Origin of the sequence: Bradyrhizobium sp. CER78 (genome assembly GCF_029846235.1) — a bacterium.
GTDB lineage: Bacteria > Pseudomonadota > Alphaproteobacteria > Rhizobiales > Xanthobacteraceae > Bradyrhizobium.
Genome location: NZ_JARVWP010000003.1, coordinates 499,764 through 520,054, shown reverse-complemented (window position 1 = coordinate 520,054; position 20,291 = coordinate 499,764). Strand labels below are relative to the sequence as shown.

Below are 20,291 nucleotides of genomic sequence, written 5' to 3'. Positions count from 1 at the left end.
CCGGAACAGATGTTCTCGGGGATCATAGTCCAGCGGGCAGGCGCGGGCTTTCAAGAAGGCGTTATAGGGGCTCAGCGCAGCGGCAGGATGAAGTCGGTGCCTTCGCCGGTCTCGCCTTGGTTGACGCCGAGGTCGGAGACGATGATCGATCCGCCGGTGCCGAGCGCTTCGTTGATCCGCGCCATCACATCAGCCGGAATCGAGATGCGGTCGAGCGCTTCGGCCGGGCTGTTGGTCGCCGGCTGCGGTTTCACCTCGACCGGCGCTGCGGCGGCTACCTTGCGACGATGCGAGGTGCGGTCCTCGACGTCGATGCGGGCGGCGTTGCGGGTCGGCAGCGTCACCACTGACCAGCGCAGCAGGTTGGCATCTGATTTGTCGGCTTCCGCGGTGAACACATGGGTGCCGAGCGGCCGGTCGCTGGCCGCGATCGTCACCGGCACCTCGAACAGCGGCGCAAAGTTCTGCCGCACATAGAGCTTGGAATCCTTGCGGCTGATGAACACCGCGATCTGGCCGGCGCGCTTCGACACGTCGATCTTGCCGATGCCCGGCAACCGTGCGGGATCCTTGGCGACATCCTTGTTGGCGTCGGGCGCGTCGGCTGCGGTTGCTGCTTCGGCGGGCTTGTCGACGGCCTTCACGCCATCCGCCGCTTTGGCGGCGTCCGTGGCCGCATCGGTCTTCGACGCGTCGACCTTGGGCGCCTCGGCGACGCCGGGCTTGGCGGCATCTGCCTTCGGTTCGTCGGCCTTGGCTTCGGCCTTCACCGGGTCGTTCGCGGAGACCTCCGACTTCGGCGTGTCGGTGCTGCCGGTGGTTTCGCCGGCCGACTTGTCGTCGGAGGCGACGCTGCCGTTGCCGGCAGAATTGGTCTCGGCCGGCTTGTCGGCCGCGGCGATCCCGGGCTTCGTCGGCTGCGCCGGGTCCGTTGCAAGCTTCTCCGCGATGGGATCGCTCGCGGCAGAGGACGCGTCGGACATCGTCGCCGACGCGCTCGCGCCGCTGGCGTCGGCGGTGTGGGTGTTGTCGCGCAGCGACGCGGCGGCGGCATGGCCGACGCTGCTGCGCAAATCCAGCCCGGTCTGCGGCTTGTCCGCGCCCTTGTCGCTCTTCACGCCGAGCGGCGCATCCATCTTCAGAATCTCGTCGGCCACCGGCTGCTGCGGCGCGACCTTCTGCGTCACCAGCAGCGGATGCGAGAAATTCGCCGGAGAGATCGCGCCCGGGGTGACGAACACACGGGCGCCCATCCGCGTCCAGTTGTACATCTTGACCGCAAACGACATCGGCATGCGGATGCAGCCGTGCGAGGCCGGATAGCCGGGCAGCACACCGGCGTGCATGGCGATGCCCGACCAGGTGATGCGCTGCATGTACGGCATCGGCGCGCCGCTGTAGATGTTGGACTGATGGTACTTCTGCTTCTGGATGACGCTGAAGACGCCCATCGGGGTCGAGTGCCCCTTCATGCCTGTCGACACCGGGCTCTCGGCGTAGAGGCCGTTGGCGTCGTAGATCCTGACACGCTGCTGGTCGATCGAGACCGAGATGATCAGGGGACCCTGCGGCTTACTGCCGGCCTCCTTCTCGATCGCCGGAGACTTCTTGGCGAGATTGCGCTTCGGCTTCGGACGAACCGGCTGCGGCATCGGCTCGACATCGCCGTAATAGGCGGAGTCGCGGTTCCAGTAGAACAGCGCCGCGTCGGCCTGCGAGGAGGCGGCCACGGTGCCGGCCGCCGTCAGAATTGCAAACTGCCAGAACCGCCCATTCGCAGAATCAAAAATCGAAATCCGACGACCGCTTGCGCGCATATTCCGAATCCCAGTCCAAACTATCTGTTGGTTGTCGCAGACGCCGAACGCGTTCACCAGCGCAAGCGATCTAACCCTTCCGTGAGGGGCGGATTTTCGACGAAAGAGTAGCAAAAAAGCCTCACAAGAGGTTAAAGCGCCGGGCGCGATCACCGAACTGTCAGCGCCTTCCTGTGCGGCGTTTGCGCACTACATAGGCGGGACCCCACCCCGCGGAGACCTCAATGACATCGAGAACTGTGAGCTTGTGTGACGTGCGACTGCTGTCTCGATGGGGGTGCGCGGCGCTGCTGATGTTGCTCACCTCATTGGCGACCTTGGGGCAGGCAACGCCTGCGGCGGCGGCCGACGAGCCGGACCTGATCTTCCGCCGCTCGACGGTGTTCAAATGGGTGAGCCCCAACGACAAGCTCGCGACCTATGGCGTCGACGACCCCGAGGTCGAGGGCGTCGCCTGTCACTTCACGGTGCCGGAGAAGGGCGGCTTCAAGGGCTGGCTCGGCCTTGCCGAGGAAGTCTCTGATATCTCGCTGGCTTGCCGGCAGATCGGGCCGATCCGCTTCAAGAACAAGCTCGGCCAGGGCGACGACATGTTCCGGCAGCGCCGGTCGCTGTTCTTCAAGAAGATGCAGATCGTGCGCGGCTGCGACGCCAAGCGCAACGTGCTGGTCTACATGGTCTATTCGGACAAGCTGATCGAAGGCTCGCCGAAGAACTCGACGTCGTCGGTGCCGATCATGCCATGGGGCGCGGCCGATGCCACCGCGGTGCAGAAGTGCGGCGAGTTCATTCAGTAGCGGGAGCAGGGGCTTGGCCCCGGTGGTTGAAGCAGCGGGAGAGCTAGCGCTTGGTTTGCCCGAACTGCTTCGCGCTAATGCTGAAGCCCGGCTTGAGCTTCGAGTCGCGGCAGCCGACGAGGCGGACCAGCTTCTGCGGCGCGCACTCATTGTCGCCCATCACATAAGCGCCCTGCTGCGGCATCGCGGCCGTCATCTGTTGCTGCTGGCCGGAATTGCGGGCCGCGGATTCATTGCCAACACCGATGTTGCCATTGCCCACGACTGACATCCTTCGTTGGATTGATCTCAACAAGCGTTGGATCGGGATCACGACAACGTGCCACCGCGGAGTTGGTTGCACGGCGCCCAGATGAGTCGCCGGAACCGTCGCCCGGTTCACGCCACCCTTGCTGGACTGCTTCCTGTCTCAGCAGAGGAAAGTTAAGAAAGCGCGATAGCCCACTCAATTTGCAGGCATAATCGGACTATTCACAGCTGAGCCGGTTGAACGCGCGACATTTTGAGCAGGCGGCCTGCCGCACCGCGGCCATTGAAAGCATTAGGATTTTTCGCTGAATGTTTCGTGGACCGCCGGTCGACGAAACAATTCTCGCCCCGACGAAACCATTTTCAGCTTGTTCCGCAGAACTCCCGAAACGGCAGATCGTTATCAAACGGTCAACACAACGGCGCCGGGCGCCGACCCGAAATGACGGAGACTGTCAGATGCGGACCATGAGCCTGATCCTCGCCTTCGCTTTCGTGATGGCTGGTTCGTCGATGGCTGGCACCCCGGACAACGGTTTGCCCGGCATCGGCACCTTCTCCTATAACGGCTCGCCGGTGGTCACCCCGGCCCCGATGGTGGTGGCGCAGGCCAACTGATTGCGACGCAAAAACAGAAACGCCAATAAAGGCTCCCCATGTCGCTCCGAATCTGTTCCGTCGCGATGCTCGCATCGCTCGCCTTGATCGGCCCTTTGGCGGGTTCCGCGCAGGCTCAATCCCAGCTTCCCCTCGAGTCGATGCAGATCCGGTCGCTGTACCGGGTGCCTGAACCGCGTGACGAATTCGTGCGCCAGTGCGCGCCGCATATGCTCGGCCGCTGGGCCCATCCCGAGGCCGTGTGCGGTTGCCTGCACGATCATGCGGCTGCGACGGTGGACGATCCCGATCTCCGCCAGGCGCTGCTGCGCGGGATCAGCGAGACCGGCGTGCCGACCATCGAGACCGATTGGGTGCCGCCGTCCAAGCAGGGCGAGATCGGCCCAACCTTCACCAAGATCGCCAAGCCGACGCTGCAATGCATGTTCGAGCCGATCTCGAACTGAGCAGGGCGTCAACGCAGCGATGAAGCAAGCGCCTCGCGACAGCGGGGCGTTTTACTTTTTGGCGAGCCGCGGCACGCAGCTGCGGGTACGAACGACGCCGTTTTCGCTCAGCTTGGAACCTGTGACCTGCTTGATCTGCCCGGCGGGGCACGAGCCATCATCGACGAAGACACGCTGACCGACCCTGAGGTCGACGATGTCACCCTCGCGCATGAACGACTGCTCTGCGGCGGCGGAGTGAACCATCGCGCCAAGTGCTGCGATGCCGACCAGCGCGACAAGTCCCGTGCGCAACATCGCGGCCCCCTTCACTTGTTCTGGATCTTGAGCCCGTCGGGGCCGACATTGATCTGCAGGCCTTCGGGCTGCTTCTTCGCCTGGTAAAGATTGTAACCGAGCATGCCTGCGATCACGACCAGCGCGCCGATCACGAGATACAGGACGTTGCGATTGGGCATCCGGTATCTCCTTAAGCGGACACTGACTCAACGACTCAACGCGGGCGACCTTAGTCAGGCGGCTGCGATTCTCCTAGCGCGTGGTGGCTTGGCGGATGCCTTGACGGATGTCTTGCGCGTCGCGCGCAGCGCAGCCAGCGTTGTCGTCGCCAGTTGTTCCGCCGCCGCGACGAGCTGCGGAACCGGATGACCGGAAAATCCCAGCACGAAGCCGGGCAGTGGATGCGCGCGATGATAGGTCTCGGCAAGCAGCCAGCCGCCGACGCCGGCATTCGCCTTGGCCTGCGCGGCAATCGAAGGATCAGTCGCGGGATCGAGCCGCGCCACGAGATGCAGGCCCTGCGACGGCACGGGAACCGTGAGCTCGCCCTCCGACGCAGTGGCAAGTGTCTCGGCCAGGACGTCGCGCGCCTCGCGATAGAGTTTTCGTGATTTGCGCAAGTTCGCCGCGAAGGCGCCGGAGTTCAGCATGTCGGCGACCGCGCCTTCCATCAATGTGCCGGGAAAGCGGTCGAGTGCGGCGCGCGCTTCGGTCACCGGGCCGATCAGGGCCTCGGGCAGGGCGCAGTAACCGATCCGCAGTCCCGGAAACAGTGTCTTCGCAAACGTGCCCATGTAGATCACGCGGCGCAGATGATCGATGCCGGCGAGCGACAGCAGCGGCGCGCCGTCATAGCGGAACTCGCTGTCGTAATCGTCCTCGAACACGAAGGCGCCGGCATCTCTTGCCCAGTCGAGCAATTCGAGCCGGCGCGGCATCGACATCTGCACGCCGAGCGGGAACTGGTGCGACGGCGTCACATAAGCGGCGCGCGCCACGGGAGCGGATACGCGTCCCTTGTCGATGCGCATGCCTGATCCATCGACCGGCACCGACACCGGCCGATAGCCGCAATGCTCGATCGCGCGGCGCGCCGCCGGATAGCCGGGATCCTCGCACCAGACCTGGTCGCCAGGCTTGAGGATCGCCCCGAGCACGATGCGAAGCGCATGCAGCGTGCCTGATGCAAGCATGATCTGGTCGGGGTCGCAGCGCAGCCCGCGCGCCGAGAGCAGATGGTCCGATATCGCGGCGCGGAGTTCGCTGCTGCCGCGGGGATCGCCGTAATGCAGGTGCTCGGAGCCGAAGGCGCGCAGCCTGCGACCGGCAAAGGCGCGGAAGCGCTGCAGCGCGCGCTCATCGATATGGGTGCAGCCGAGCGACAGCGCATTGTGCTGCGGCGGCTCGATCTCGATCTTCGCGCGTCGCGGCGTGCCGGCCTGCGCCGGAATGCGCGCCGCGACGAACGTGCCGGAGCCGGTGGTTGCGACCGCAAACCCGTCGGCGATCAGCCGCTCATAGGCCGTGGTGACGGCGTTGCGCCGGAAGCCGGTCTGCCTGGCGAGCGTGCGCGACGGTGGCAGCGGCTCGCCCGGCCTGACGAGGCCGCTGACGATGGTGTGGCACAGCGCCTGATAGAGCCGCTGCTGCGAGGCCGCGCCCGCCGTGACATGCGGGCCGGTGAGGTCGAGCGGCAGCTCCGGCTTGCGCGCCGCGGGCTTGCGGGAATTGGTCGGAATTTTTCGCATGGAATTGGCACTATCGCAGACCAAATGAGCAGCTACAACTCTTGAAAGATTCCAAATCCCGCGAGGCTTGCCGTGACCGAAGGTGCATCCACTCCGTCCTATCCGCTGTCATCCCGTAACCGGGTGAAGCGCCGCCATGACCGTGGCTTCTACGACCACGCCACCGTGCACAAGATCCTCGACGCCTCGATGCTGTGCCACGTCTCCTACGTGATCGACGGCCAGCCCTATTGCACGCCGACCTTCTTCTGGCGCGAGGGCACCAGGCTCTACTGGCACGGCTCGAGCGCGAGCCGGATGCTGGAGAACCAGTCGGAGGGGCAGCGGGTGTGCCTGACGGTCGCCCATCTCGACAGCCTGGTGCTGGCGCGCTGCGGCTTCAACCATTCGGCCGACTATCGCGCCGTGATGGCGTTCGGCTCCGCCTATCTTGTCACCGACCCGGAAGAGAAGGAACGGGCGGTCGTCGCGATGGTCGACCGCTTCTTTCCCGAGCGCACCGCGAGCCTGCGCGCCAGCAACAAGCAGGAGATCAAGGCGACCTCGTTCATCGCAATGGAGATCGAGGAGGCCTCGGCCAAGGTGCGCGCCAAGGGCGTCGCCGACGACGACGAGGATTACGAGTTGCCGATCTATGCCGAGCGTATTCCAGTGCGCACTGTGCTCGGCGCGCCCGAGCCGTGCCCGCGGCTGCTCGACGGCGTGACGCGGCCGACAACGCTCGATGGCTATTCGGAAGGCCGTCTGCTCGAAGATGCATTGCGGGATGCCTATTTTGCGCAATACCCCGCGGAGTGAAATCAGGTTACGCTACGGCTCCCACCTTGTCTGATGTCCCCATGGAGCTGCCGCATGACTGCCGAGACGCAACAACGAATCCTTGCCGCTGTTGACGAGGGATTCGATGCGCAGCTTGCGACGACGCAGGCCTTTGTCGCGATCCCCTCGACCCGTGGCGCCGAGGGACCGTGCCAGGACATGATCGGCGACCTCTTGCGCGAGCGCGGTTATGAGGTCGACGACTGGCACATCAATCTCGACGAACTCCGGGATCTGCGCGGCTTCGGCCCGATCGAGCATGATTTCTCCAAGGCGCGCACGGTGGTCGGCACCTACCGCCCGGCCACCAACGCCGGCAAGTCGCTGATCCTGCAGGGCCACTGCGACGTGGTGCCGACCGGCCCCCTGGACATGTGGGAGACGCCGCCGTTCTCGCCTGTGATCAAGGACGGCAAGATGTACGGCCGCGGCGCCTGCGACATGAAGTCCGGGACGATTGCGGCGCTCTATGCGCTGGATGCGATCAAGAAGGCCGGATTGAAGCCGACGGCGCGGATTCACTTCCAATCCGTGATCGAGGAGGAGAGCACCGGCGTCGGCGCACTCTCGACCTTGCAGCGCGGCTATCGCGCCGATGCCTGCTTCATCCCGGAGCCGACCAACGGCAAGATGATCCGCTCTCAGGTCGGCGTGATCTGGTTCCGACTGAGGGTGCGCGGCTTCCCGGTGCACGTGTTCGAGGCCGGTGCCGGCTCGAACGCGATCATGGCGGCGTATCATCTGGTGCATGCGCTGGAGAAGCTCGAGATCGCCTGGAACGAGCGCGCCAAGGCCGACCGTCATTTCAAGGACGTCAATCATCCGATCAACTTCAATCCCGGCATCATCAAGGGCGGCGACTGGGCCTCCAGCGTGCCGGCCTGGTGCGACGTCGACTGTCGCATCGCGGTGCTGCCGGGCTGGTCGATCGCCGAGTGCCAGAAGGAGATTCTGGCTTGCGTTGCGGCCGCGGCGCGCGACCATCGTTTCCTTTCCAACAATCCGCCGCAGGTGGAATGGTCCGGCTTCCTGTCGGAAGGCTACGAGCTCGTGAACTCCGAGGCGCCGGAGGCCGCGTTCGCCAAGGCACATCAGGCGGTTTATGGCGGCGCGGTGGAAGACCGCGCCTTCACTGCGCTGACCGACACGCGCTTCTATGGCCTGAACTACAACATCCCGAGCCTCTGCTTCGGCGCCAGCGGCGCGGCGATGCACGGCTTCAATGAATATGTCGATCTGGCGTCGCTGCGGCAGTCGACCAAGGCCACCGCGCTGTTCATCGCGGAATGGTGCGGAGTCGAGAAGGCGTAGCCTTTTTGCGTCGCAGGCTCGGCGCGCTATCGCTCCGCTTGCCGGGGACGGCCCGGGCGTGGCTCAACCAGATGCTTTAAGTTTAAAATAAAGGCTGGGCGAACAGCCCCGCCGGTGGCAAAATGGCGTCCGATCGACGGCGAATCTTCGAGGAGCCACGATGCGCGACTGGGATGATGCCTACGCGAATTCGGCCCACGTGCCGGGTTCGGATGAGCTGCCGGCGCGGTGGGCGGAGCGGGCGGCGGCCTATCGCGCCGGACTCAAATCGTTCAAGCCGGATATCGCCTATGGATCGGGAGAGCGGCAGCGTCTCGACCTGATTCTGCCGGACGGCGACAGCAAGGGTCTCGTCGTCTTCGTGCACGGCGGATACTGGATGCGCTTCGATAAATCGTCATGGACCGACCTCGCCGAAGGCGCGCGAAGCCACGGCTGGACGGTGGCGCTGCCAAGTTACACGCTGGCACCGGCCACGCGCATCTCAGACATCACGGCCGAGATCGCGGCCGCGATTGCCTCGGCAGCCGCCCAGGTCTCCGGGCCTATTCGATTGGCCGGCCATTCCGCAGGCGGCCATCTCGTTACCCGCATGCTGTGCGACGACGGCCGTCTCGAACCTGAGGTCTACGACAGAATCGTAGCGACGCTGTCGATCAGCGGTCTGCATGACCTGCGACCGCTCCTGAAGACCGCGATGAACGAGACGCTTCGGATGGACATGGACGAGGCAGCGCTCGAAAGCGCCGCCTTGCATCTGCCACGGGGCAAATCGCCGCTGACCACCTGGGTCGGCGGTAGCGAGCGGCCCGAGTTTATCCGTCAGGCAGAGCTGATGGCCAACATCTGGACCGGATTCGACGTGCCCACGCACCTCGTCGTCGACCCCGGGCATAACCACTTTACTATTGTCGATGGGCTGAAAGATCCATCCTCGGCCATCACGAGGCGCCTTCTCGGCCTTGTTTGAGGCAGTGGATCGATCGAGAGGATGTGTCATGAGCAGCAACGACTACGACCCCGCGGTCGAGGGCGCCGAGACCGATTTCGCCCGTAAAATGTCGTATGGCGATTATCTGCAACTCGATGCGCTGCTCGGTGCCCAACACCCGATTTCGGACGCGCATGACGAGATGCTCTTCATCATCCAGCATCAAACCTCCGAACTGTGGATGCGGCTCGCCATCCACGAGCTGCGGGCCGCCCGTCACGCCATCGCCCGCGAAGACGTGTCGCCGGCGATGAAGATGCTCGCGCGCGTCTCCCGCATCTTCGAGCAGTTGAACAATGCCTGGGACGTGCTGCGTACCATGACGCCCAGCGAATATACCCATTTCCGCTCGCGGCTCGGACAATCCTCGGGCCTCCAGTCGTATCAATACCGGCTGATCGAGTATCTGCTCGGCAATCGCAATGGTGCGATGTTGAAGCCGCACGCGCATGACCCCGAGGTGACGGACCTGCTCAAGACCGAGCTTGCGACGCCGAGCCTTTATGACGAGGTGCTCCGGCTTGCCGACCGCAAGGGACTCACCATGCCCGCGGCCGTGCTGTCACGCGACGTCCACGAGACCCATCACTTCGACGAGGGCGTGATGCAAGCCTGGCGCCACGTCTACGAAGCTCCCGAAGCCAATTGGACCCTCTACGAGCTCGCCGAGAAACTGGTCGACTTCGAGGATTATTTTCGCCGCTGGCGCTTCAACCACGTGACGACGGTGGAGCGCGTCATCGGCTTCAAGCGCGGCACCGGCGGCACCGGTGGGGTCAGCTATCTGAAGCGGATGCTCGAGGTCGAGCTGTTTCCCGAACTGTGGCGTGTCCGCACCGTCCTCTAGGCGAGGTGTCATGATCGAAGCGAAATCGCAACTGCGCGTCTACGACGACACCAGGGCAATGTTCCATCTGCCCGCGGATGTCATCTATCTCGACGGCAACTCGCTTGGTGCGCTGCCATTGGGCGTTGCCGAGCGCGTTGCGCATGTCATCACGGCCGAGTGGGGCGATGAACTCATTCGCGCCTGGAACAGCGCCGGCTGGTATGTGCAGCCGCGCCGCGTGGGCGACCGCCTCGCTCGCCTGATCGGCGCCGCGCCCGGCACGGTGATGATCGGCGACACGCTGTCGCTCAAAGTCTATCAGGCGCTTGCGGCCGCGCTCGAGATGAACCAGGAGCGCAAGGTCGTTCTGTCCGATACCGGTAATTTCCCGACCGACCTCTATATGGCGGAAGGCCTGATCGCCACGCTCGGGCGCGGCCATCAATTGCGGCTGGCGGCCCCGGAGGAGGTCGAGGCATCGCTGTCGGACGACATTGCGGTGCTCTACTTGACGGAGGTCGACTACCGCACCGGTCGTCGCCACGACATGCGGACCCTGACCGCGAAGGCGCATGCGCTCGGTATCGTCACGGTCTGGGATCTCGCCCATTCGGCCGGCGCGCTGCCGATCGATCTCGCCGGCGTCGGCGCCGATTTCGCAGCCGGCTGCACCTACAAATATCTCAACGCGGGCCCCGGCGCGCCGGCCTTCCTCTACGTCGCGCCGCGGCATGCCGATCAGGCGCGCGTCGCGTTGTCGGGCTGGATGGGGCACGCAAAACCGTTCGCCTTCGATCTCGGTTATCGACCTGCCGGCGGTGTCGAGCGCATGCGTGTCGGCACACCGCCGGTGCTGGCGATGGCCGCGCTGGAGGCATCGCTCGACATCTGGGATCGTGTCGAGATGGGCGAAGTCCGCGCATGTTCACTCGCGCTCGGAGACTTGTTGATAGCTGAGATCGCGCGACGCTGTCCGTCGCTGACGCTGGTAACGCCACGGGCGCATGCGCAGCGCGGGTCGCAAGTGTCGTTCTCCTTTGCCGGCGGATATGCCGCCATGCAGGCGCTGATTGCCCGCGGCGTGATCGGCGACTTCCGGGCGCCTGACATCATGCGGTTCGGGATCACGCCGCTCTATATCGGCGAAGCCGAGGTGCTGAAGGCCGCCGAGATCATCGAGGAGGTGATCAATGGCGAGGTGTGGCGCCGGCCAGAATATCAGGTCGTGAATGCGGTGACGTGAGCAACGAGCGTTATCCCGACGCCTCATAATGACTGCGGCGAGCAATCATGGGTGCCGCGACCACAACGCATTGACGATCGCATCGAGCCCATCGGTCAGCGCGGCGGGTCCGGGCTGCAAAATGATCGGCGACTTGATCTCGACGATGCGATTGTTGCGGACGGCCGGAATGTCGCTCCAGCCGTCGCGCGCCCTGATGCGGTCGGTCACGACCTTCTTGCCGCACCAGGATGCCAGGATCACGTCGGGCATCGCCGCGCGCACGGCATCTGCCGTGACGATGCGATCCCGGGCGGCCTTGTGCGCGCGCAGATGCGGCAGCGCGGCCTCGCCGCCGGCGATCTCGATCAGTTCGGACACCCAGCCGATGCCGCTGATCAGCGGATCGTCCCATTCCTCGAAATAAACCTTCGGCCGCGGTGCCGGACGCGGCGTTGCCGCGATCGCGGCCAGCCGTTGTTCGAGGCTATGCGCGAGCCGCTCAGCGCGATCGGCGGCGCCGACTATCGCGCCGAGGCTGCGGATCATCGCAAGGATGCCTGCGACATCGCGCTGATTGAAGACATGGACGGCGACACCGGCGCGGACCAGATCGGCGACGATGTCGGCCTGCAGATCGGAGAAGGCGAGCACCAGATCGGGATCGAGTGCCAGGATCTTCGGGATGTCGGCGGAGATGAAGGCCGACACCCGCGGCTTCTCACGGCGCACCTGCGGCGGCCGCACGGCGTAGCCGGAGACGCCGACGATGCGGTCCTGCTCGCCGAGCAGATACAGCGTCTCGACCGTCTCCTCGGTCAGGCAGACGATCCGGCGGGGAGGGAAGTCGCGCATCGCCGACGGTATGCAGACTCGCCAAGGGTTGTCACGGCGCCATGACGTCATCCGCTTGATTACCTCGGAGGTCATTGCCGGGCCCGGCCAGGCAATCCATCATGCCGGCTTCAACTTCGAAAAAGACAAGCAGGGAGTGCCCATGACGCCGCTCGAAAAGATCCAGTCGATGAAGATGCCGTTTGCGGAACTGAAGGGCGTCACCTTCGTCGAAGCCGACCAGGATCGTGTCGTTGCGAAGATGCTGGTGCGGCCGGACCTCTGCACCCTCCGGAACACGATCCACGGCGGCGCAGTGATGGCCTTTGCGGACTCGGTCGGCGCCGCCGCCACCGTGATCAACCTGCCTCCGGACGCCAAGGGCACCACGACGCTTGAGAGCAAGACGAACTTCATCGGCGGCGCCAAGGAGGGGAGCACCGTGATTGCCACGGCAACGCCGGTTCACCGGGGCCGGCGGACCCAAGTCTGGCAGACCCGGCTGGAGACCGAGGATGGCAAGCTCGTCGCTGTGATCACGCAAACGCAATTGGTATTATGATGAGGCAATGATGTGATTTTCTGATCACATCATTGTTTACTTAAATGAATCTAGACACTTGAATTATATGGTGCGGCGCACAATATAAGGACGGTTAGGGAGTCGACGCCTCCTCGAGGGCTACCAAGAGGAGTTATGAAATGAACCACGATTCCATTAGTTCGACCTCTGCCCGAGGCACCGTGCGGACGTTGAGCCAGCAGGAGGAGCTTCCTCTGCTGCGCGATCATCTGCTGAGACTGGATCGAACCAGCCGTCATGATCGTTTTCATGGCTTCATCGATGACAGTTTCATCCGCCGCTATGCCGAGCGCTGCGCCAATGACGGCACGGTCATCATCGCCTATTTCGAGGATGGCGTGGTCCGCGGCGCCGCCGAGCTGCATCCGCCGGAGCAGTCACCGGATGCGCAGCCCGAGATCGCTTTCAGCGTCGAGCGGTCCGCTCGGCGCAAGGGCGTCGGCAGCACGCTGTTCCGCAAGCTGATCGCCGAGGCGCATGCCAAGGGCTACGGCAGCCTGCGCATCACCACCGGTGCGCAGAACGACGCGATGCGTGCGCTCGCCACCAAGTTCGGTGCGCAGCTGACCTTCCGTCATGGTGAGTCCACCGGCAGCATCGACCTGACCGAGCGGCACAAGGCCGAACAGGTGCCGGCTGCGGCTTCGCCGGCGATCGCTCCGGTGACACCGATCGCGGCCGCGCGCGCGATCGTCGACATGAACCGCGCCTATTGGCGCATGGTGATGCAGATGTCCGGCTGGGGCCGGGCCGCCTGAGCCGAGAGCTCACCTCAAAGACAAAAGGGCAATCCGCTCAGCGGATTGCCCTTTTTCTTTAAGTAGCCGGATGTCGTTGTTCAGGTGCCGGTGCGCTTGGCCGGCGCGAGACGGCGGACCACGCGGCGCTCGACCACGACGGAACGCTGTGCGCCCTGTTCGCCGGCGATCACGCGGGTTGCCGTGCCGGTGCGGGCGCTGACGCGCGCGGTCTTCTTCACCTCGGCCAGCACCTCGTCATAGGGCAGCCCCATCAGGGACGATGCGATCTCGGCCTGGGCCTCCACGTCATCGGTGATGCCGATGGCCGCGAAGATTGCCTCCTCCAGCGTCGGCGGATCATGCCGCACCCGCCGGGTGCCATACTTGGTATTCCAGTCTCCGCTCATCGCCGCCTCATCTTTGAATCGCGGGAGATACGTAAGGTCCCCAATGTTGCATTGCAATATGAATATGAGATGGCAATCCAGCCATGCAGCTAGAGTCTCTCAATCTTGTGAGCGTCATAAAGTTCGATGGTGGTCGCTGCGGCCGCCAGAGATTGCAGGGAGCGGACGAAATCGCGCGACGCGGGGACCGCGAAATGCGCCGCCAGCGCGGCGCGGTCGGCCCATTGCTCGAAAAACACCAGCCTGAGCGGATTCTCGCAGTCGACATGGACCGCGTGCGAGATGCAGCCGGGCTCGGTGCGCGAGCGATGCACATGCTCGAGGCTCAATCGCCGCACCTCGTCGAAACTGTCGGGGCGGGCGGTGACGCTGCCGGTGACGACGATCATGATCTCCCCCAGTTGATTAGTTACGGGGCTGCTTGTGCCCCTGACGCACCATTGGGCTGCTGCGGCCAGCGCTTCAGCGCGGCACGACCGGCATCGGTCAGCACATAGATGCCGCGCTCGGCGCGATCGAACCAGCCGTAGACATTATGCTGCAGGATCTTGCCGGCGTCGGGGCAGTCGGCCCGCAGATCCTTGACGCGCCGGGGTCCATCCGAGAGCGCACAGGCGCAGGCCAGCGCCTGCTGCCGGTAGGCCGTCATGATCGGCGCGCGCGTCGATCCGCCCATGGCAGGATCGCCCTTGCGCTTGCGATGCTCGGTGATCAGGCGCGAGCGCTTCTTCGGATTGCGGCGCGGTGCCGCGGTCGGCGGCGGCACCAGCACCTCGACGTCGCCGCGGTCGGTGACGCCGAGCATGCCGAAGCCGAGCCGCCGGCACAGATTGCGATACCGCGCGTCACTCTCGCGGCCCTTGCCGCGGGCCGAGACCTTGGCCGCGATCCACACCTCATCGGCGGCGCCGGCGCGGTCGACCGCCTGCAGGATCAGTTCGAGATTGAAGGCGAGCTTGAGTTCACCAATCACGACGACCGGTGGATCATCGCCGCTCAGCGCCACGAGATCGCAGCCGCCGATCTCGCCCTTCACCGCGAAGCCGAGCTTTTCGAGGAAGCGTTTGACGGGCAGATAAAGCGCGGTTTCCAACGGGCAGGCTCCTGCGGCATCCGGCCGCGACTCGGTGCGCCAGCATAGCGCGGAATTGCCCCCATCGAGGCGGATCGAATTTGCCCAATGCGCCGCCAAGCGGTTATGTTGGGCCGGGGACAACGGCGCGACCATTTGCATGATCCGGAACGGGCTCTATCACATCACCGTCGAATTTCTCGACAGCGTCTCTGGCGGCAACCAGGGCGTCATGGTGCTGCGTGACGGCCAGATGCGCGGCGGCGACTCGTTCTTCTACGCCTACGGCAGCTACACCGCGGCCGGCGGCAAGTGGAAGGGCGAGGTCACCAACGAGGAGCATTCGCCGACCTATGGCGAACGCCCGGTCTGGGAACGCAAGGTGGTGACGATCGGCTTCACCGGCACCTATACCGATCAGACCGCCGAGGGCGACGGCATGGCGCTCGCCGGCAAGCAGAGCATCCGCTTCAGGTCGAAGCTGCGGCTGCTGGTTGCGGACTAGACCCGCCCGTTGACCGGCAGCAGCGCGCCGGTGACGGCGCTTGCGGCGTCGCTGGCGAGGAACAGGATCACCTCGGCGAGCTCTTTCGGCGTCACCCATTTGGAGATATCGGCCTTCGGCATCGCGGCGCGATTGGCGGCGGTGTCGATGATCGAGGGCAGCACCGCGTTGACCGTGACCTTGCCCTTCAGCTCGGCGGCGAGCGACTCGGTGAGGCGGTGCACGCCGGCCTTCGACGCAGCGTAGGGGCCCATGCCGGAGGCGGCCTGCAAGGCGCCGAGTGCGCCGATATTGATGATACGCCCGGCGCCGGATTTCGTGAGATGCGGGATCGCGGCGCGCGACGTGTTGAACGCGGTCATCACGTTCATCGCATACATGCGCTGCCAGGTCGCGGGATCGCCGTCGCTGACCGCCTCGAAGGTGAAGCCGCCGGCAATATTGATCAGTGCGTCGAGCCGGCCGAAATGCGCCGCCGCCTTGTCGATCGCAACTGCCGCATGCGCGGTGTCGGTGAGGTCAACTCCGCCAAGCTCGATACGGTCAGCCGTCGCCGCGAGCTGCGAGGCCGCATGATCGATGCCGGCGACCCGCGCACCACGCGCCAGGGCTTCTTCGGCGACCACTTTGCCAAGCGCGCCGAGGGCGCCGGTGATGACGATGGCTTTTCCGTTCATGGCGGTCTCCGTATCAGCAACAGGCTGCCACCCACTATGATCAGGCGGATTTCATTTGCAATGCCGCCGATTTCATCTCCTACTGCGCGTATTCATCAGTTCATTCGCCTCAAGGATGTTTGCGATGCCGACACCAAGGCCGTGCGAAACCCATCCCGAACTCGTCAAGTTCGCTTACGGATTGCCGCATCTTGCGCAAGCGCTCGCGCGCGAACGCAAGGTCAAGATCGTTGCCCTCGGATCATCATCGACCGCGGGAGCCGACAAAATTCTCCCATTTCCGCCGCGGCTGGAGATCCTGTGGCGAAGCCAGAAGCAGTCCTTCGGCCGGATGATCGACATCGTCAACCGGGGGATCGGCGGGCAAGAGGCGCCGGAAGAGTTCTCGCGCATCGAGTCCGATGTCATCGCCGAAGCACCGGTGATGGTGATTTGGCAGGTCGGCACCAACGCCGTGTACAGGAACTACAACTTCGATCAGGTGCAAGCGACATTCGAGGCCGGACTCGATGTGCTTGCCGCGCTGCCGCTGGACGTCGTGGTGATGGATTCGCAGTACACCCAGGCAATCATCGGCACGCCAGATGTGCTCAAGCTTGCCAACCAGTTCATGCCGATGATCGCCGACGTCGCTGCAAGCAGGAAAGTCAACCTGTTCCGCCGCTTTGCGCTGATGAAGCAATGGGTCGATGCCGGAATTCCGCTCTCTGAGCTCGACGATGGTGCGCAGGAGCATCTCCATACGAGCGAGTGGGCGACCGATTGTGTCACTCAAGCGTTGCTCGGTGCGATCAACGATGCGGTGGCGCGCAGCGCGAACACGTCGTCTTGACTACGTAAGACTACGGGGGAGGGCCAGTTGGATAAAATTTGCAGCAGTTCTGTAAGTCGTTTGCAGAACCCTTTCCGTAGAAGCGGAACTGCAGCCAAGGTAGGGGTTTTTGCAATGGGAAATCTTCCGGATCACGGTTTACCGCTCGTTCAGCTTAAGGAACAGCGGCGCGATCTCGTCGTAGCACTACAGAATCGTAAGGGGCCGGTGGGCAGCTGGGAATTGATGCAGATCGCGGCGATCCAGCAGGCCATCTCGGCCTTCGAGGACGTGATCGCCGATCTCGACGCGGAGCTCGAGCTCGAGGCCGCGGCCTGAGCGAACGGATCAGGACTGCAGATAGCGGCCTTCAAGCGCCTTGCGCTCGGCCTGGCCGAGCCCGAGGCCCTCGCGGAAATATCCGTCAAGGCCGCCATAGTCGGCATCGATCGCCGCGAACGACGCTTCCAGAAACGCCGCGCGCACGGTGCCGAGCACCTGCTTGACGTCATCGGGCAGCTCGGTGCTGTGGGCCGGATCGCGCTTGTAGTACTGGTTGGTCAGGAGATAGTCGTCGGCGATCACCTGATCGGACACGCCGAGTGCGTGCAGGATCAGCGCGCAGGCAAAGCCGGTGCGATCCTTGCCTGCGGTGCAGTGGATCACCAGCGGCGCGCGGTCTTCGAGCAGATGAGCGAACAGCGTGCGATAGCGCGGCGTGTTGTCCTGCACGTAGCCGCGATAGGAATCCCGCATCACGTCGATCGCGTCGGCTTCCGAAAGCTGGCGGTTGCTGGCGATCTCACGCAGCGCTGCCACCACCGTCGGCTCGACCGGGAGCGAATGCACGGTCACGTCGCTCATGCCGCACAGCGCCTCGGCGCGCTCGGCGACGCCGCGAAAATCGTACGCGCTTCTGACCCCGAGGGAGCGCACCACGGCGACGTCCTGCTCGGTGAGATACGCCAAATGGTTGGAGCGGAAGATCTGCCGCCAGCGCACCGTCCGGCCGTCACGCGTCTGGTAGCCGCCGAGGTCGCGAAAATTGCTGGCGCCGGCGAGATTGAGGTGACGGGCAGGGGCTTCTGACATCGGCGGGCCTGTTGCAGCTGTGAAGGTCTTCTTGCAGGAAGTCTTGGCGCAGGTGTATCGGCGCAGACAGGTCTATAACCGGCCTCTCGGGGGGAGAATATGACTTATCGCGGGGGCGCCATTCTGATCGGCGCAATTCTTTTCGGGGTTTTTGGTTCCTCGGCGGCACGGGCGCAGTCCGCCTTCCGGAATTATCGATGTGCCGACGGCACACAGTTCATCGCGGCGTTCTTCAATGGCGACACGCGTGCGCATCTGCAGGTCGACGGCAAGGCGGTGACATTGACGAAGCGGCTGTCGCTGACAGGCACGCGTTACAGAGGCGGTGGTGTCACGCTCGAGATCAACCGGGCCGGATTGACCAGGCTGCGGCATGCGAAGCGGCCGGTGACGGCCTGCGAGCTGGCGTGAAAAGCTGGCATGAAAAAGGGCCGAAACGCTGCGTTCCGACCCTCTCTTACTGTTCTGCTGTTGTGTGACGCTTATGGGTTACGTCTCTTCGCCCGATCGACATCAGTGGTCGCGGCTCGGCTTGGCGTCGTCGATGGCGGCCTGATGGTACCAGCTCTCGCTGCATGCCGAGGTCTCGACTTCAGCGGCAAGATCGCGCGCCGTCCGCGCCTCGCCATAGCGGCGTCCGCCGAGAGCCGCGCGGCCCCCTGCCGGGAATTGATAGATCGTTGCCGATCCCTGATTTTGGCCCGTGGTGATCATGTCAAAGTCTCCTTTGGTCGGTGCGAGCCTCCATGGTGCGCCCGACTCATTCGTGTGCGGTTACCGTGCTTTCAACATCGGTCCGGGCCCGGCAGGGTGCAAGTGACCAAGAAATAGTCAGGTTTTGTCTAATTAGTAGGCAAATCCAGGTTTGCTTCCTGTGAGGCAGGGGGCAGCTGACCAACGCTTGGGCCGAGGCAATGGTTGCCGGGCACCCGATGGTTGGACACGAACTGTCACATGGCGCTGCCGCCGCATTAATCGGCGGATGGTGCCGTAGCCGAATTTGCTGCAGAAACGGGCGGTGGAGGGGGGCGGAGAGAAGATTTTGGCTGACGGTGGCGCATGCCAGCCGCGCTACTTTGTCGCAGCTAAAAATGCGATGTCCGCTGTGGACATCCGCAGGCTCGCCGGTGCCGCAGTGCAGCGACTGGCATTTTAATTGCTTAGTAAGAGCCGGCCGATGGTGGCCGGGTACGCGTGCGGCGGCCGACTGGCTTTCGGTTCCTCACGGTTTTGCATCATCAACAGAGAGGTTCAATGACCAAGTACAAGCTCGAGTATATCTGGCTCGACGGATATACGCCGACGCCGAGCCTGCGCGGTAAGACGCAGATCAAGGAATTCGCGTCGTTCCCGACCCTCGAACAGCTTCCGCTGTGGGGCTTTGACGGTTCGTCCACCCAGCAGGCTGAAGGCCACAGCTCTGACTGCGTGCTGAAGCCGGTCGCCTGCTATCCCGACGCCGCGCGCGAGAACGGCGTGCTGGTGATGTGCGAAGTCATGATGCCCGACGGCAAGACGCCGCATGTCTCGAACAAGCGCGCCACCGTTCTGGATGACGAAGGCGCCTGGTTCGGCTTTGAGCAGGAATACTTCTTCTACAAGGACGGCCGTCCGCTCGGCTTCCCGGAAGAGGGTTATCCGGCGCCGCAGGGCCCGTACTACACCGGCGTCGGCTACAAGAACGTCGGCAGCGTCGCCCGCAAGATCGTGGAAGAGCATCTCAATCTCTGCCTCGCCGCCGGCATCAACCACGAAGGCATCAACGCCGAAGTGGCGAAGGGCCAGTGGGAATTCCAGATCTTCGGCAAGGGCTCCAAGACCGCCGCTGACCAGATGTGGATGGCCCGCTACCTGATGCTGCGCCTCACCGAGAGCTACGGCATCGACATCGAATTCCACTGCAAGCCGCTCGGCGACACCGACTGGAACGGCTCGGGCATGCACGCCAACTTCTCGACCAAGTACATGCGCGAAGTCGGCGGCAAGGAGTACTTCGAGAGCCTGATGAAGGCCTTCGACAAGAACCTGATGGACCACATCGCCGTCTACGGCCCGGACAATGACAAGCGTCTGACCGGCAAGCACGAGACCGCGCCGTGGAACAAGTTCAGCTACGGCGTGGCTGATCGTGGTGCCTCGATCCGCGTGCCGCACTCCTTCGTCAACAATGGCTACAAGGGCTATCTGGAAGACCGCCGCCCGAACTCCCAAGGCGACCCCTACCAGATCGCTTCGCAGATCCTGAAGACGATCTCCGAGGTCCCGACCGGCGCCAAGGCTGCAGCTTAAATGGCTGCAGCTTAAGTGGCTGCGGCCTAAGCAGCTTCCGGACCCGGATGGAGCCATCCGGTACCGCAATCGGGTCCGCCAGGGCGACTGCCTTGGCGGACCCTTGCTTTTTAGCCAAAGTGTTTGCGGGCAGCTTGCCGCCGAAAGCGGTTTCG

Annotated in this window: 27 protein-coding genes; 15 read left to right on the top strand and 12 right to left on the bottom strand. The window is 64.1% G+C overall.

The annotated features are described in order from the left end of the window. Positions 1-71: 71 nt before the first annotated feature. Positions 72-1,817 (bottom strand): L,D-transpeptidase, encoded by a 1,746-nt coding sequence (locus QDT69_RS08400; protein WP_279706115.1) that lies wholly within the window; start codon positions 1,815-1,817, stop codon positions 72-74. 293 nt (positions 1,818-2,110) lie between these two features. On the opposite strand from QDT69_RS08400, the gene QDT69_RS08395 reads away from it, so the two are divergent. After that, positions 2,111-2,614, top strand: a complete 504-nt coding sequence (locus tag QDT69_RS08395) for a CreA family protein (protein ID WP_050425044.1) — start codon at positions 2,111-2,113, stop codon at positions 2,612-2,614. 43 nt (positions 2,615-2,657) lie between these two features. Here QDT69_RS08395 and QDT69_RS08390 read toward each other — a convergent pair whose 3' ends face one another. Further along, positions 2,658-2,885 (bottom strand): hypothetical protein, encoded by a 228-nt coding sequence (locus QDT69_RS08390; protein WP_279706114.1) that lies wholly within the window; start codon positions 2,883-2,885, stop codon positions 2,658-2,660. Positions 2,886-3,322: 437 nt separating this feature from the next. On the opposite strand from QDT69_RS08390, the gene QDT69_RS08385 reads away from it, so the two are divergent. Next, a complete protein-coding gene (locus QDT69_RS08385) occupies positions 3,323-3,481 on the top strand; it encodes a hypothetical protein (RefSeq protein WP_279706113.1) in 159 nt (52 codons plus the stop codon). A 140-nt stretch (positions 3,482-3,621) separates the two neighbouring features. Continuing rightward, positions 3,622-3,927 (top strand): hypothetical protein, encoded by a 306-nt coding sequence (locus QDT69_RS08380; RefSeq protein WP_050425068.1) that lies wholly within the window; start codon positions 3,622-3,624, stop codon positions 3,925-3,927. A 51-nt stretch (positions 3,928-3,978) separates the two neighbouring features. Here QDT69_RS08380 and QDT69_RS08375 read toward each other — a convergent pair whose 3' ends face one another. From QDT69_RS08375 to QDT69_RS08365, 3 genes are read right to left on the bottom strand one after another with little or no spacing between them, the layout of a single operon-like run. Then, positions 3,979-4,224, bottom strand: a complete 246-nt coding sequence (locus QDT69_RS08375) for a DUF6719 family protein (protein ID WP_279706112.1) — start codon at positions 4,222-4,224, stop codon at positions 3,979-3,981. 11 nt (positions 4,225-4,235) lie between these two features. Further along, positions 4,236-4,385, bottom strand: a complete 150-nt coding sequence (locus QDT69_RS08370; protein WP_021079695.1) for a hypothetical protein — start codon at positions 4,383-4,385, stop codon at positions 4,236-4,238. A gap of 54 nt (positions 4,386-4,439) precedes the next feature. Further along, positions 4,440-5,954 carry a PLP-dependent aminotransferase family protein gene (locus tag QDT69_RS08365; protein ID WP_279706111.1) on the bottom strand — a complete coding sequence of 505 codons (1,515 nt, stop codon included), beginning with the start codon at positions 5,952-5,954 and terminating at the stop codon, positions 4,440-4,442. A 72-nt stretch (positions 5,955-6,026) separates the two neighbouring features. Here QDT69_RS08365 and QDT69_RS08360 point away from each other — a divergent pair, with 72 nt between their 5' ends. From QDT69_RS08360 to kynU, 5 genes are all read left to right on the top strand, one after another. Further along, positions 6,027-6,752 carry a pyridoxamine 5'-phosphate oxidase family protein gene (locus QDT69_RS08360; protein ID WP_279706110.1) on the top strand — a complete coding sequence of 242 codons (726 nt, stop codon included), beginning with the start codon at positions 6,027-6,029 and terminating at the stop codon, positions 6,750-6,752. 54 nt (positions 6,753-6,806) lie between these two features. Next, on the top strand, positions 6,807-8,084 hold the full coding sequence (locus QDT69_RS08355; protein WP_279706109.1) for an ArgE/DapE family deacylase: 1,278 nt from the start codon (positions 6,807-6,809) through the stop codon (positions 8,082-8,084). A gap of 160 nt (positions 8,085-8,244) precedes the next feature. Beyond that, on the top strand, positions 8,245-9,054 hold the full coding sequence (locus tag QDT69_RS08350) for an alpha/beta hydrolase (protein ID WP_279706108.1): 810 nt from the start codon (positions 8,245-8,247) through the stop codon (positions 9,052-9,054). A gap of 28 nt (positions 9,055-9,082) precedes the next feature. Next, entirely contained in the window at positions 9,083-9,922 is an 840-nt protein-coding gene (kynA, locus tag QDT69_RS08345) for a tryptophan 2,3-dioxygenase (RefSeq protein WP_279706107.1), read from the top strand. 10 nt (positions 9,923-9,932) lie between these two features. Next, complete coding sequence (gene kynU, locus QDT69_RS08340) at positions 9,933-11,147, top strand: kynureninase (RefSeq protein ID WP_279706106.1); 1,215 nt, start codon at positions 9,933-9,935, stop codon at positions 11,145-11,147. 45 nt (positions 11,148-11,192) lie between these two features. Here kynU and QDT69_RS08335 read toward each other — a convergent pair whose 3' ends face one another. Beyond that, complete coding sequence (locus QDT69_RS08335; RefSeq protein ID WP_279706105.1) at positions 11,193-11,981, bottom strand: cobalamin-binding protein; 789 nt, start codon at positions 11,979-11,981, stop codon at positions 11,193-11,195. Positions 11,982-12,123: 142 nt separating this feature from the next. On the opposite strand from QDT69_RS08335, the gene QDT69_RS08330 reads away from it, so the two are divergent. Both QDT69_RS08330 and QDT69_RS08325 read left to right on the top strand, forming a co-directional pair. Further along, a complete protein-coding gene (locus QDT69_RS08330; protein ID WP_279706104.1) occupies positions 12,124-12,522 on the top strand; it encodes a PaaI family thioesterase in 399 nt (132 codons plus the stop codon). A 140-nt stretch (positions 12,523-12,662) separates the two neighbouring features. Further along, positions 12,663-13,301, top strand: coding sequence for a GNAT family N-acetyltransferase (locus QDT69_RS08325; RefSeq protein WP_279706103.1), 639 nt, complete (start codon positions 12,663-12,665; stop codon positions 13,299-13,301). Positions 13,302-13,381: 80 nt separating this feature from the next. Here QDT69_RS08325 and QDT69_RS08320 read toward each other — a convergent pair whose 3' ends face one another. The 3 genes from QDT69_RS08320 to QDT69_RS08310 form a co-directional block, all read right to left on the bottom strand. Beyond that, on the bottom strand, positions 13,382-13,690 hold the full coding sequence (locus QDT69_RS08320) for a hypothetical protein (RefSeq protein ID WP_279706102.1): 309 nt from the start codon (positions 13,688-13,690) through the stop codon (positions 13,382-13,384). A gap of 89 nt (positions 13,691-13,779) precedes the next feature. Continuing rightward, on the bottom strand, positions 13,780-14,079 hold the full coding sequence (locus QDT69_RS08315) for a putative quinol monooxygenase (RefSeq protein ID WP_024581535.1): 300 nt from the start codon (positions 14,077-14,079) through the stop codon (positions 13,780-13,782). A 20-nt stretch (positions 14,080-14,099) separates the two neighbouring features. Next, positions 14,100-14,783: a DUF2161 family putative PD-(D/E)XK-type phosphodiesterase gene (locus tag QDT69_RS08310; protein WP_279706101.1), complete on the bottom strand. Its 684-nt coding sequence runs from the start codon at positions 14,781-14,783 to the stop codon at positions 14,100-14,102. 139 nt (positions 14,784-14,922) lie between these two features. Between QDT69_RS08310 and QDT69_RS08305 the strand changes: the two genes are divergently transcribed. Continuing rightward, positions 14,923-15,267, top strand: coding sequence for a GrlR family regulatory protein (locus QDT69_RS08305; RefSeq protein WP_279706100.1), 345 nt, complete (start codon positions 14,923-14,925; stop codon positions 15,265-15,267). Here the strand turns inward: QDT69_RS08305 and fabG are convergent. Continuing rightward, positions 15,264-15,944: a 3-oxoacyl-ACP reductase FabG gene (fabG, locus tag QDT69_RS08300; protein ID WP_279706099.1), complete on the bottom strand. Its 681-nt coding sequence runs from the start codon at positions 15,942-15,944 to the stop codon at positions 15,264-15,266. The genes QDT69_RS08305 and fabG overlap by 4 nt on opposite strands. 115 nt (positions 15,945-16,059) lie before the next feature. Here fabG and QDT69_RS08295 point away from each other — a divergent pair, with 115 nt between their 5' ends. Continuing rightward, positions 16,060-16,776 carry an SGNH/GDSL hydrolase family protein gene (locus QDT69_RS08295; protein WP_279706098.1) on the top strand — a complete coding sequence of 239 codons (717 nt, stop codon included), beginning with the start codon at positions 16,060-16,062 and terminating at the stop codon, positions 16,774-16,776. Positions 16,777-16,890: 114 nt separating this feature from the next. Next, a complete protein-coding gene (locus QDT69_RS08290; RefSeq protein ID WP_050425034.1) occupies positions 16,891-17,094 on the top strand; it encodes a hypothetical protein in 204 nt (67 codons plus the stop codon). 9 nt (positions 17,095-17,103) lie between these two features. Here QDT69_RS08290 and QDT69_RS08285 read toward each other — a convergent pair whose 3' ends face one another. Then, positions 17,104-17,847, bottom strand: a complete 744-nt coding sequence (locus tag QDT69_RS08285; RefSeq protein WP_279706097.1) for a tyrosine-protein phosphatase — start codon at positions 17,845-17,847, stop codon at positions 17,104-17,106. 99 nt (positions 17,848-17,946) lie between these two features. Between QDT69_RS08285 and QDT69_RS08280 the strand changes: the two genes are divergently transcribed. Next, entirely contained in the window at positions 17,947-18,258 is a 312-nt protein-coding gene (locus tag QDT69_RS08280; RefSeq protein WP_279706096.1) for an MliC family protein, read from the top strand. A 102-nt stretch (positions 18,259-18,360) separates the two neighbouring features. On the opposite strand, the gene QDT69_RS08275 is transcribed toward QDT69_RS08280, so the two are convergent. After that, entirely contained in the window at positions 18,361-18,561 is a 201-nt protein-coding gene (locus tag QDT69_RS08275) for a DUF2735 domain-containing protein (protein WP_050425031.1), read from the bottom strand. Positions 18,562-19,101: 540 nt separating this feature from the next. On the opposite strand from QDT69_RS08275, the gene QDT69_RS08270 reads away from it, so the two are divergent. Beyond that, positions 19,102-20,136: a glutamine synthetase beta-grasp domain-containing protein gene (locus QDT69_RS08270; RefSeq protein ID WP_024581543.1), complete on the top strand. Its 1,035-nt coding sequence runs from the start codon at positions 19,102-19,104 to the stop codon at positions 20,134-20,136. Positions 20,137-20,291: the final 155 nt, after the last annotated feature.